General features: G+C 68.9%; 11 protein-coding genes. 8 read left to right on the forward strand and 3 right to left on the reverse strand.

Annotated elements, in window-relative coordinates; all coding sequences use genetic code 11:
- Positions 1 to 38: 38 nt before the first annotated feature.
- Positions 39 to 1,799, forward strand: coding sequence for a glycerol-3-phosphate dehydrogenase/oxidase (locus RCH22_RS19365; protein WP_327015229.1), 1,761 nt, complete (start codon positions 39 to 41; stop codon positions 1,797 to 1,799).
- 509 nt (positions 1,800 to 2,308) lie between these two features.
- Here the strand turns inward: RCH22_RS19365 and RCH22_RS19370 are convergent.
- Positions 2,309 to 3,292, reverse strand: a complete 984-nt coding sequence (locus RCH22_RS19370; RefSeq protein WP_327015230.1) for a hypothetical protein — start codon at positions 3,290 to 3,292, stop codon at positions 2,309 to 2,311.
- A gap of 421 nt (positions 3,293 to 3,713) precedes the next feature.
- On the opposite strand from RCH22_RS19370, the gene RCH22_RS19375 reads away from it, so the two are divergent.
- The 7 genes from RCH22_RS19375 to RCH22_RS19405 all read left to right on the forward strand — a co-directional run bounded on the left by RCH22_RS19375 (position 3,714) and on the right by RCH22_RS19405 (position 10,427).
- Positions 3,714 to 4,241, forward strand: a complete 528-nt coding sequence (locus tag RCH22_RS19375) for a cation:proton antiporter regulatory subunit (protein WP_134449944.1) — start codon at positions 3,714 to 3,716, stop codon at positions 4,239 to 4,241.
- Positions 4,242 to 4,244: 3 nt separating this feature from the next.
- Positions 4,245 to 6,032, forward strand: coding sequence for a cation:proton antiporter (locus tag RCH22_RS19380; protein WP_327015231.1), 1,788 nt, complete (start codon positions 4,245 to 4,247; stop codon positions 6,030 to 6,032).
- A gap of 5 nt (positions 6,033 to 6,037) precedes the next feature.
- The gene (locus RCH22_RS19385) at positions 6,038 to 6,823 is read left to right on the forward strand and encodes an SURF1 family cytochrome oxidase biogenesis protein (protein ID WP_327015232.1); all 786 of its coding nucleotides are present in this window, start codon (positions 6,038 to 6,040) and stop codon (positions 6,821 to 6,823) included.
- A 9-nt stretch (positions 6,824 to 6,832) separates the two neighbouring features.
- Positions 6,833 to 7,267 carry a DUF3817 domain-containing protein gene (locus RCH22_RS19390; RefSeq protein ID WP_327015233.1) on the forward strand — a complete coding sequence of 145 codons (435 nt, stop codon included), beginning with the start codon at positions 6,833 to 6,835 and terminating at the stop codon, positions 7,265 to 7,267.
- Complete coding sequence (gene guaA / locus RCH22_RS19395) at positions 7,264 to 8,883, forward strand: glutamine-hydrolyzing GMP synthase (protein WP_134449947.1); 1,620 nt, start codon at positions 7,264 to 7,266, stop codon at positions 8,881 to 8,883. Before RCH22_RS19390 ends, guaA begins: the two co-directional genes overlap by 4 nt.
- Positions 8,884 to 9,200: 317 nt before the next feature.
- Positions 9,201 to 9,596 carry a hypothetical protein gene (locus RCH22_RS19400; protein ID WP_327015234.1) on the forward strand — a complete coding sequence of 132 codons (396 nt, stop codon included), beginning with the start codon at positions 9,201 to 9,203 and terminating at the stop codon, positions 9,594 to 9,596.
- Between the two features lie 168 nt (positions 9,597 to 9,764).
- A complete protein-coding gene (locus RCH22_RS19405; RefSeq protein WP_327015235.1) occupies positions 9,765 to 10,427 on the forward strand; it encodes a response regulator transcription factor in 663 nt (220 codons plus the stop codon).
- Between the two features lie 121 nt (positions 10,428 to 10,548).
- Here RCH22_RS19405 and RCH22_RS19410 read toward each other — a convergent pair whose 3' ends face one another.
- Positions 10,549 to 11,355, reverse strand: coding sequence for a Bax inhibitor-1/YccA family protein (locus tag RCH22_RS19410; RefSeq protein WP_327015236.1), 807 nt, complete (start codon positions 11,353 to 11,355; stop codon positions 10,549 to 10,551).
- 77 nt (positions 11,356 to 11,432) lie between these two features.
- Positions 11,433 to 12,008 (reverse strand): hypothetical protein, encoded by a 576-nt coding sequence (locus RCH22_RS19415; protein WP_327015237.1) that lies wholly within the window; start codon positions 12,006 to 12,008, stop codon positions 11,433 to 11,435.
- Positions 12,009 to 12,030 lie beyond the last annotated feature (22 nt).

The following is a 12,030-nucleotide window of genomic DNA, read 5'->3' on the forward strand; positions in this document are numbered from 1 at the left end:
GTCGAGGTACGCACCACCACCTCGATGGGAGTACGCACATGGCAACAGGGAATTCGGTCACGCGGTCGAACAAGCTGGGACCGGCGGAACGCGCCGCGGCCATTGACAGGCTGAAATCCAAGGAGGTCGACATCCTCGTCGTCGGCGGCGGGATCGTCGGCGCGGGCAGCGCCCTCGACGCCGTCACCCGCGGACTGAGCGTCGGCATTCTCGAGGCACGGGACTGGGCCAGCGGCACGTCGAGCCGGTCCTCCAAACTCGTGCACGGCGGCATCCGCTATCTCGAGCAGCTCGACTTCCGCCTCGTGCGGGAGGCCCTCACCGAGCGGGGGCTGCTCCTCCAGCGGATCGCCCCGCACCTGGTCAAGCCCGTGCGCTTCCTGTACCCGCTGAAGAAGCGCGTCACCGAGCGTTTCTACGTGGGCGCCGGCATGCTGCTCTACGACATCTTCTCCTACACCGGCGGCCGGCCGCCGGGGGTCCCGCACCACCGGCACCTGTCCAAGCACCAGGTGATGGGCATGGTGCCGAGCCTCGACGCCGACGCGACGGTCGGCGGTATCACCTACTACGACGCGCAGGTCGACGACGCGCTGTACACGGCGTCGCTCGTGCGCACCGCCTCGTTCTACGGCGCCCACGCGGCGAGCCGGGTGCGGGTCGAGGGCTTCATCAAGGTCGGCGAACGGGTCGTGGGCGTGCGCGCGCACGACCTCGAGACCGGCGAACGCTTCGAGGTGCGCGCGAAGCAGGTCGTCAACGCGACAGGCGTGTGGACCGACGACACCCAGCGGATGGTCGGCGAACGCGGCACCTTCAAGGTGCGCGCGAGCAAGGGCATCCACCTCGTCGTGCCCCGCGACCGGTTCCAGTCGGCGATGGGGCTGCTGCTGCGCACGGAGAAGAGCGTGCTCTTCGTGATCCCGTGGGGCAGGCACTGGCTCATCGGCACCACCGACACCGACTGGCACCTCGACAAGGCTCACCCCGCGGCGACGGCCGCCGACATCGACTACCTGCTCGAGCACGTCAATTCGGTGCTGCAGGTGCCGCTGACCCGCGAGGACGTCGAGGGTGTCTACGCGGGTCTCCGGCCGCTGCTCGCCGGGGAGTCGGAGCAGACCTCGAAACTGTCCCGCGAACACCTGGTCGGGCACTCCGTTCCCGGTCTCGTCGTGATCGCCGGCGGCAAGTGGACCACATACCGGATCATGGCGAAGGACGCCATCGACGCGGCCGTTGACGCCCTCGACGGGAAGATCGCCCCGTCCACGACGCACGAGATCCCGCTGCTCGGTGCGGAGGGGTACAAGGCCGCGTGGAACAAGCGCACCCGCATCGCCACGGCATTCGGGCTGCACACCGTGCGGGTCGAGCACCTGCTCAACCGGTACGGCACCCTCACCGACGAGCTCCTCGACCTCATCCGGGACCGCCCTGAGCTGATCGAGCCGCTCCCGGGAGCCGACGACTACATCCAAGCCGAGGTCGTGTATGCGGCCGGCCACCTGGGCGCCCTCCACCTCGAGGACGTCCTGGCCAGGCGCACCCGCATCTCGATCGAGGCCTGGGATCGCGGGGTCTCCGCGGCGCCGGTCGCGGCCAGGCTGATGGCCGGGGTGCTCGGCTGGGACGCCGAACGCGAGGAACGCGAGGTCGCGGTCTACCTCAAGCGCGTCGCCGCGGAACGCGCCTCCCAGCTCGAACCCGACGACGAGTCCGCCGACCGGGTGCGCCTCGAGGCTCCCGACATCGTCCTGACCGAGCGGTCGGCGATGGGCGACTCCGCCACGCACTGACACAGGCGGTACCGCCACCGGGCGGATGCCGGGCGCATGCCGTGCGCCCGGCATCCGCCTCGGCTGTGTCGCCTCCTCGCCCGCCGGTGCCCGCGCCGGTTTCGGCTCGTCGCGCCGGTGTGTGTGTTCGCGCTCGCGTCCGCGCCCATTTCGGCAGCCTGCGCCCGCGGTTTCGGGTGCGGCCTGCCGAAACGGGCGCGGGCGCGGCTGGCGGATGTCGGGCGCGCCAGCGTCGTCGGGGGAAGTCCGCGTAGTTCGAGCGTGCCCGTGTGCCCGCGCAGCGCTACTGACCTTCTGCTCGCGCCCGTCCGGCATCCGCTCGCGTCCGCGCCCATTTCGGCAGCCTGCGCCGGTTTGTGTTCGCGCCCGTGCCTATTTCGGCAGCCCGCGCCCGCCGTTTCGGGTGCGGCCCGCGCAAATGGGCGCGGCGGTAGTTGGCGGATGCCGCCGCGCCGGCGCTCGCGACCGGCCCGCGCTCGCGACCGCGCTCGCGCCGTCGTACCGGGCTGTCACCGCGCCTGCGGAACACCACGTGCGGTGAGGAATCGGCCGAAGACGGAGGGGACCTTGAGTAGGTCCCAATCCCAGCGAGAGACCGTCGGACCGCAGGCGCGCACCCGGTCTTCGCGTCGCTTTTCGTCCATGATGACCTCGACCGTCGTGCGTCCCTTGGTGAATTCCTCTTTGACGTATTTGCCGAAACCGTCGAACTCGCCGACCTTCGAGATTTTGCGCCAGAAGAAGTCGACGAAGGCGATGAAGCCGGCTTCGTCGTCGAAGCGCACCTGCAGTTCCGGCACGAGGAAGCCCAACATGAATATCAGCGCGCGGCTCACGGATTCGCCCGCTGAACCCGATTCGGAGCTGGTGAAGTCGACCGCCCGGAATGCCGCGGACCGACCGATCACACGTGCACGGCGGGGAAGCCCGTCGAGGGCGGTCTCGAGTTCCTCCCGGGTCGCCAGGGCCGTGCCGTGTCGCGGTTTGTGGATCGCCCTGTCGACGATCGCGACGGCGGCAGGGAAGGAAACCACGCGAGCGAGTGCGACGGCGGTGTCAGCCGGGGCAGTGACGAGGAGGCCGTCGTGTTCGACTATGGAGACCGGTCCGTCCTGGAACCGCCGGATCGTGCCGTGTTTCGACCGGCCACCGCTTGCCGTAGCCGTCAGGACCTCGATTCCCGCCGGCCAGCGGCCCACGACCGGGAGGTCCCAGATCGCGGCCGCGGAGTGGTGCGAGAAGACGACCGGCGCCTCGCTCATCGCGGCCAGCGCGCGAACGCGGAGCAGGTATTGCTTCTCCGGCTTGAGCAGCCTCCATTCGACGGTGAGCGTGTACGCGCCCCACCGCAGCCGAATGAGGTGGCCGCGCTCGATCTCGGAGCGCAGTTCGCGCTCCAGGCCGACCGCCCGCGCATCGCGGCTGAGGAGTATCCCGTCCGGGCGGGCGATGGCGACGAGGAGGGAGAGGGGCGTCACGGCCGAGATTGACATGTGCCGAGGTTCCACCTCAGAGGCCGCACCCGAGGGCGCGAGCTCCAGGACTGTGCAGAAAATCCCCGTCGGGAGCCCGGTTGAGGAGAGCCCTGCCAGCCTCCCGTCGCCGTCGCCGCGGCGTCCGCGCCGCCGCTCCCGGGCGCCCGCGCCGGTTTGCGCGGGCCGCGCCTGCCGTTTCGGGGGCGGCTAGCCGAAACCGGCGCGGCGGCGAGCGCGGCGGCGAGTGGCGGCGGCGAGCGCGGCGGCGAGTGGCGGCGGCGAGCGGCGGCGGCGAGCGGCGGCGGGGCCAGCGCAGCATCACGACCGGCCGGATGCCGGGCGCACGTCGTGCGCCCGGCATCCGCCTGCGCCCGGCCGGGGTGACGGGCGGCTTCGATAGACTGGGCCCACTTGCCCTTAATCTTCAGGAGTCGTAACCATGGTTGACGTTCGGCGGGTCAAGCTTCCCGGAGTGGGTGTGCTGCACACCTTCATCACCGATGACGGCGGCAAGGTCGGCGTCATCGCCCACCGCTCCGGGCACAGCGACCTCATCACCTTCGCGGACGACGAGGGCGGCCCCGACGCGAGCAAGGTCTCCCTCCGCCTCAACGAAGACGAGGCGCACACCCTCGCCGAACTCCTCGGCGGCACCCAGATCACCGAGTCGCTCACTGCGCTCGACCAGATCCCCGGTCTCAGCATCGACTGGTTCACGGTCGACTATGAGGACCACATCGCCGGCCAGACCCTCGGCAACCCCGCCGACCGCGGCATCGCCGGCCTCACGGTCGTCGCCGTCGTGCGCGGCGAGTCCGCCAACCCTGCACCGGCCCAGGACTTCCGGGTCTTCCCCGGCGACACCCTCGTCGTCGCAGGGTCACCGGAGAAGGTCGCCAAGGCCTTCACGTTCTTCCGCACCGGTGAGCTCAAGGCCAAGACCGTCGACGCGCCGCCTGGGGGCTAACGGATGAACCTCGGCACGGACCTGATCACACTCGGCATCCTGCTGGTCGTGGCCTATGTGCTCGGGCGCGCCGCAAAACTGATCGGCCTGCCGTCCATCCCGATCTACATGATCGTCGGCCTGCTCGCGAGCCCGTACACCCACTGGTTCCCGCTCGACTTCCACTCCGCCGACATCGAGCTCATCGCTGTCTTCGGGCTCATCCTGCTCCTGTTCAGCCTCGGCCTCGAGTTCGACCAGGAGGAGTTCTTCAACGACGCCGGGAAACTGCTGCTATCCGGCGGCTCATACGTCGTGATCAACATGGGCATCGGGTTCGCCTTCGGGATGATGGTCGGCTGGGGCACCCGGGAGGCCCTCGTCATTGCCGGGATGACCGGCACCTCCTCGAGCGCGATCATCACCAAGCTCCTGATCGAGCTGCGCCGCCTCGCCAACAAGGAGACGCCGATGATCCTCGGCGTGACCGTGGTCGGCGACATCTTCATCGCTGTTTACCTGTCGATCGTCTCGGTAGTGCTCAGCGGCAAGACCGAGATCTGGCCGATCGTGCTCCAACTGAGCATCGCGTTCCTCTTCCTCGTCGTGATGTTCTCGCTCGCCCGCTGGGGCGGCCGGGTCGTGTCCCGCCTGGTCCGCACCAAGGACGACGAACTCTTCACGATCCTGTTCTTCGGGCTTGCCGTGCTCTTCGCCGGGATCGGCGAGATCATCGGAGTGACGGATGCGATCGGCGCGTTCCTGATCGGTGTCGTCCTCGGCGCGAGCACATACCGCACCCGGCTCGAACGTGTCGCCGTCCCGTTGCGGGACATCTTCGCCGCCTTCTTCTTCCTCAACTTCGGCCTCGCGCTGCACATCGCCGAGTTCGGTTCGGTCATCCTCGTCGTGCTTGCGGCGGTCGTGATGACCTTCGTGCTCAACCTGATCTCGGGGATGCTGCTGGCCCGGTTGCACTCGATGGGAATCTCCGAGGGGCTCAATGCCGCCGCGATCCTGGTGAACCGCGGAGAGTTCACGCTCATCCTCGCGACCCTCTCGGTCGGAGCGGGCCTGAACGGCCAACTCCAGCCGTTCGCGGGACTCTACGTGCTCACCATGGCCATCCTCGGTCCGCTCTTCGCCGCGAACTCCGAACGGCTCGGCGCCCTGCTGCCCGGACGTCGCCGGAAGCGCGCCGGAATCCGGCCAGACCGCGACCCGATGCACGCCGAGGAGTTCCGGCTTGTCGACGCGGCGACAGCAGGCGGACTGAGCGACCAGGACGCCCAGCGCGCCGCCGCCCACCTCGGCGAACAGCCGCTGCCGCCCCTGCGGCCGGAGCCCCGGAAGCGCGCCGACCACGACGGGCGCGCCGACCACGACGAACGGGCAGAGCAGGCCGAGCGCGGCGAATACGCCAAGCACGTGCTGGACGACGGGATCGACGAACTCGACGGTCCGACGCCGCTGCCGTCCCTCGGCCGCCCGAACGCCGCCCAGCGCGCAACCGCAGGCGCCGATGCACAGGCCGACGCGCATCCGGCTGCCGACGCGCATCCGGCTGCCGACGCGCATCCGGCTGCCGACCCGCAACCGACTGCCGACCCGCAATCGCACACAGCTCCCGATTCCGGTTCCGATTCCGACTCCGGCTCCGATTCCGTCTCCGGCTCCGACTCCGGCTCCGGCTCCGGCTCCGACCGGGCCGCGGACGCCGACCCGATGGCCGACTACGCCAAACGACTTTCGCGCACTCGCGCCCAGAGGGACAAGCCGGCGCCCGACGCCGGGACAGGTGACTACCAATGATCCGCATGATGCTCCGCCCTCGCTGGATTCTCGCGCTCCTGCTCGCCCTCGCCGTCGCGGCCGGCTTCGCGGCGCTCGGGCGCTGGCAGCTCGAACGCGCCGTCGCATCCGGTGTGGTCGTCGAGAAGAGCACCGAGACCGTGAAACCCCTCTTCGACGTCGTGACTCCCGGTGGCGCCCCACGTGACGCGGCGACCGGCCAGCTCGTCACCGTCGACGGCAGTTACGTGCCCGGCGACGAGCAGCTCATCAGCGACCGTTCCAACGACGGAACCTCCGGCTACTGGGTGGTGAGCCACTTCATCGTCGGTGCGGCAGGCAGCGGCAACAGCAGCGCGGGCGCGAGCATCGCCGTCGCCCGCGGCTGGGCGCGGGAGGAGGCGACGGCCCGGGCGACGATGGAAGGCCTCGCGTCCGCCCCGGCCAACCAGGTCGTCACCCTGGCCGGCCGGCTCCTCCCGACCGAAGCCCCCGTCGTTCCCGCAGACGGCCGTGACCCGCACAGCATGACGACCGTGTCCACCGCTGCCCTGATCAACCTCTGGGCCGGCTTCGACGGCACAGCGGTCTACCCTGGCTACATCGTCGACGGGACCGCGGCCTCCGGTCTCACGGGAATCGATTCGCCGGCACCCCTCACGGATGCCTCCCTCAACTGGCTGAACATCTTCTACGCCATCGAGTGGGTCGTCTTCGCCGGCTTCGCCGTGTTCCTCTGGTACCGCCTCGTCCGGGACGCCTGGGAGCGCGAGGAGGAGCTCCGCGAGGAAGCGGCGATATCCGCCGGTTAGAATTGGCGCATGCCACTCGAACCCAAACGCGCTGATATCCCCAGCATCCCGGGGGCGTTGAAGCTCTACCAGACGTCCTCGATCATCACCGGCGTCTTCCTGCTGCTGCTCTGCGCCGAGGTCATCCTCAAATTCGGCTTCCAGTACGAGCTCGAGCTCGGCGGCCCGTACGGGCTGCTCGTCCCGCGCGACACCGTCACCGCGTTCAACCTGAGCACCGCGATCCTGATCATGCACGGCTGGTTCTACGTGCTGTACCTGTTCGCGGACTTCCGGCTCTGGAGCCTGATGCGCTGGCCGTTCAGCCGGTTCCTCCTGATCGCCCTCGGTGGCGTGATCCCCACACTGTCCTTCTTCCTCGAGGGCCGCGTCGCCCGCGAGGTCCGCGCCTGGCTTGCCGCCAGGGCACTTTCCGACGCCGAGGGTGCGGAGGCCCGTTCATGACTGCAGTTGCCGACCCGACCGTGGTCGTGACTCCGACGGAGGCGTCCGGGATCGACCGACCCGTGCTCGTGGTGGACTTCGGCGCCCAGTACGCCCAGCTGATCGCGCGCCGCGTGCGCGAGGCATCCGTCTACTCGGAGATCGTCGCACACTCGATCACCGCTGCGGAAGTCGCAGCCAAGAACCCGGTCGGGATCGTGCTGAGCGGAGGACCCTCGAGTGTCTACGCCGAGGGCGCCCCGACCTTCGACCCCGCGATCTTCGACCTCGGCATTCCCGTGCTCGGCATCTGTTACGGCTTCCAGGTGATGGCGACCGCCCTCGGTGGCGAGGTCGCCCACACCGGGCTCAGCGAATACGGGTCGACCCCCGTGACGGTCGCGAGCGGCGACAACGTCCTCCTCGCCGGGCAGCCGAACGAGCAGACCGTGTGGATGAGTCACGGCGACTCCGTCTCCCGCGCCCCTGCCGGCTTCGCGGTGCTCGCCTCAACCGGCTCGACCCCGGTCGCCGCGTTCGCGAACGACGAGCGCCGCCTCTACGGCGTGCAGTGGCATCCCGAGGTCAAGCACACCGAATTCGGCCAGGACGTGCTCGAGAACTTCCTGCACCGCGCAGCCGGGATTCCCGCCGACTGGAACAGCGGCAACGTCATCGCCGAACAGGTCGCGAAGATCCGCGCCCAGGTCGGCACCGGCAAGGTCATCTGCGGGCTCTCCGGCGGCGTCGACTCCGCCGTCGCAGCGGCGCTCGTGCACAAGGCCATCGGCGACCAGCTCGTCTGCGTCTTCGTCGACCACGGCCTGCTCCGCCAGGACGAACGCCGCCAGGTCGAGGAGGACTACGTCAAGGCCACCGGCGTGCGCCTCGTCACCGTGGACGTACGCGAGCAGTTCCTCGCAGCGCTCGAGGGTGTCAGCGACCCGGAGACCAAGCGCAAGATCATCGGCCGCGAATTCATCCGCACCTTCGAGCAGGCCCAGGCCGAGCTCATCAGGGAGGCCGCGGAGAAGGACGGCGACCCGATCCGCTTCCTTGTCCAGGGCACCCTGTACCCCGACGTCGTCGAGTCCGGCGGCGGCAGCGGCACCGCGAACATCAAGAGCCACCACAACGTCGGCGGCCTGCCGGAAGACCTGAAGTTCGAGCTCGTCGAACCGCTGCGCACCCTGTTCAAGGACGAGGTGCGTGCGATCGGCGCCGAACTGGGTCTGCCGCCGGAGATCGTGCAGCGCCAGCCGTTCCCCGGACCAGGCCTGGGCATCCGCATCGTCGGTTCGATCACCTTCGAACGGCTCGAACTGCTGCGGCACGCGGATGCGATCGTGCGCGCCGAGCTGACCGCCGCCGGCCTCGACGGGGTCATCTGGCAGTGCCCGGTCGTGCTGCTCGCGGATGTCCGTTCCGTCGGAGTCCAGGGCGACGGCCGCACGTACGGTCACCCGATCGTACTGCGCCCGGTCTCCTCTGAGGACGCGATGACGGCCGACTGGACCCGCCTGCCGTACGACCTGCTCGCCCGCATCTCCAATCGCATCACGAACGAAGTGGATGGCGTCAACCGCGTCGTTCTCGACGTCACGTCGAAACCGCCGGGAACCATCGAGTGGGAGTGAGCGCTCCCCGCTGAGCGACTCCCGCTTAGTTGCGGACAAAGCACCCTCGTCGTCGAGACGGGGGTGCTTTTCCCGTAACCGGGCGAAGGCGTGGCGTTTCCGGCGCGCGCCAAGTGGCGATCACCGGAACGTGACAGCTGTCATGGGGCAGCGGTGACAGGAGGGACTTCCGGCGACGCGGCATCCGCGTGAGGATGAGTGCGAAGCGTCGACGGGAGCCGCTTCGGCTCTCCGTCGTATCCCGCGGAAGCCTCCTCGCGGCGGCAGCCGGCCGGGCATTCCGGTCGGGGCGTCGTCCCCGGACGAAGGTGACGACCATGGATTCCACGGTTTCGGAAACACGCGGGTTCGATGATGAGCCGCGCTCGTCGGTCGCTCCGCCCCGGAGCGTCCGTGCCGAGGAATCCGCACCCCGGCACCGCGTCCTCCCCGACGGCGATGAGATCGCCGCGGAGGCCCTCGCCCTCTTCCGAAACGCCGCTGCGCGGCCGCACGTCGAAGCCGTGTACACCGGCGCGAATGGCTGGGTCGACGTGCCGGGACGCGCCGTGTTCACCCGTGCGCTCGCCGATCACTACCGGCAGGCGGGCGTCGCGATGGTCCGGTTGGCCTGGCGGTTTCGCACCCGTACCTTCTCGATGAGCCGGGCGACCTCGCGGCCCGGCGGGCCGGACGGGCAGTGGCGCGTCGAGGCTTCGTCCTCCCAGCCCTGACCGCTCCGGCGCTGACCGCTCCGGCGTTGACCGGGACTTCTGAGCGCATCCCCACCCCGTTCGGGGGGTTTTTCGATGTCGGTGTTTGCTAGAGTCCATACGCGACCTTCCATTTCACAACTGCCGTGATCGCGGGCAGTCGTCCGACGTCGGGAGGGGGGGGCAGGGATGAGCTTCGAAACCACCCAGCCCGCACTTCCCGCCCCGGCGCGGGGGCAGGGCTCGCTGATCCGGGTGCTGCTCGTCGAGGATCACGTCCTCCTGCGCACGGCTCTCCAGGCTGTCTTCTGGCTCGAAGCCGATATCGAGGTCGTTGCCGCGATCGGCGAAGGCGCCGAGGTCCTGTCGGCTGTGCGTCAGACCGCTCCCGATGTCATAGTCCTCGACATCCACCTGCCCACGATCGACGGCCTGGGGCTGTTGCCACTGATCCAGGCCGCCGACCCGCGGGTCAAGGTGCTGCTGCTCTCGAGCCATCCGCGCCCCGGTGACGTCCGCCGCGCCATCCAGGGCGGCGTGGATGGCTTCCAGAAAACGGACCTGGCCTCAGGGCGCCTGATCGCGGTCATCCGGAAGATCCACGCCGGCGACCGCGTGATCGACCCGCAGCTCGCGATCAACGCGATGATGCACGGAGAATCACCGCTCACGGCGCGGGAGACCGAGGTCCTGTTCCTCGCGGCCGGGGGACGGAGTGCCCCCGAGGTCGCACGCTCGTTGCACCTGAGCCCAGGGGCCGTCCGGAACTACCTCTCGGCGGCATCCGCCAAGCTCGGGGCAAGCAACCGGTCAGAGGCGATCCGAACCGCGACAGACATGGGCTGGATCTGAGCCGGACTCCGGCTCTGCGACCCCTGCATTAACGACGTGAAGTCGGAGATATTCCTGGCGAAAATCTCCGACTTCACAGTGTGTGCGGAGAGGGTTCTGCTCTCGCGAGGGCGCGAGCGAGCTAGTTTCGCGAGATCGCGAAGAGGCGGAGCAGCTCGACGTAGAGCCAGACGACTGTCACCATGATGCCGAACGCGCCGGACCAGCCGTACTTGCGGGCGACCCGATTGTTGACGCCGCGCTGGATGAAGTCGAAGTCGAGCACGAGGGAGTACGCGGCCATGAGCACGGCGAGGATGCCGATCGCGACGCCGAGCGGGATGCCGAAGATCTTCACGTTGCTGCTGAGGCCGAACGGGCTGTCGATGGCGCCGAAGGCGACGAGGCCGAAGTTGAGCATCGAGAACACGAAGTAGCCGACCATCGCGATCAGGAAGACCTTGGTCGCACGCTTCGAAGCACGGATCTTGCCGCTCGCGAACAAGGCGAGGGTCACGCCGACGACCACGAGGGTCGCGAGCACGGCCTGGACGACGACGCCAGGGTAGATCGCCTCGAAGATGTACGAGATACCGCCGACGAAGAGGCCTTCAGCCGCGGCGTACGCGAGGATCAGGCCCGGTGACGGCTCCTTCTTGAAGGCGTTGACGAGGCCGAGCACGAGGCCGACGATCATGCCGAGGAACGGCAGGAACGGCATCGTCGGGCTGAGCAGCCAGGCCGCGGCCGCTGCGACGAGCAGCAGGGCGAAGCTCAGCGTGGTCTTCACGATGGTGTCTTCGTAGGTCATCCGGCCGGTGTCTTGCGAGCCTGCGGACGGCGCTTCGTAGATGCGCTGCAGGTCAGCTTCGGTCAGGCCGGTCGCTGCCGCGGATCCTTGTGCGGCAAAGGCGGGATTGCGCGAGAATGCGGGGTTTGAGGATGCCATGTTCCTAAGATCTCAATCAGCTCGGGTGTTGTCAACGCCGGGGGCCCGGCATGTCGCCGGTTAGCGTTTCTGAGAGTCTATTCAGCCCTGCTGGGCGTCTGCCTTGTAGATCCTGAGGGACTGTCCCCGGCGTCGCCTGTCCCGGTCGTTTCATCGGCCGACGGCGGATTGAGCCGCGCCCAACGCCTCTGGGCGATCCAGCGTGCGACCCAGGCGGATGCGATCACCGTCGCGGAGCCCACGACGTCGCCGACCCAGTTCTGCGACGAGTTGTGCAGCGACAGCTTGAGGACGAAGCTCACGACGACGGGGGCGAGCAGCACGAGGTAGCTGATCCCCGGCCGGTGCCGCACGAACAGCCAGCACGCGAGGAGTACGGCGAACGCGCCGGTGAAATCGGGGCCGGCCAGGAGTGTGAGCGCGGCGATTTCCGCGGGGAGGATCACCAGCAGTCGCCGCCAGAGCTCCCCGGGCAGCGCGAGCCAGCCGAGCAGCTGCATGGCGGGCCCGATGGCGAGGAAGAAGAGACTGTAGGTGCTCGTGAGGTTCGTCGCGGCAATGCCGAGCGCGATCGCAGAGACTCCGAGCGTCAGGCGGGCGCGATACACCGCCGGCGTGTGGCGTCGGGTGTCGGGTTCCCTCCAGAGTGTCATGGCTTCGAGTCTGCCAGCAGCG

This window comes from Cryobacterium sp. GrIS_2_6 (assembly GCF_035984545.1).
Lineage (GTDB): Bacteria > Actinomycetota > Actinomycetes > Actinomycetales > Microbacteriaceae > Cryobacterium.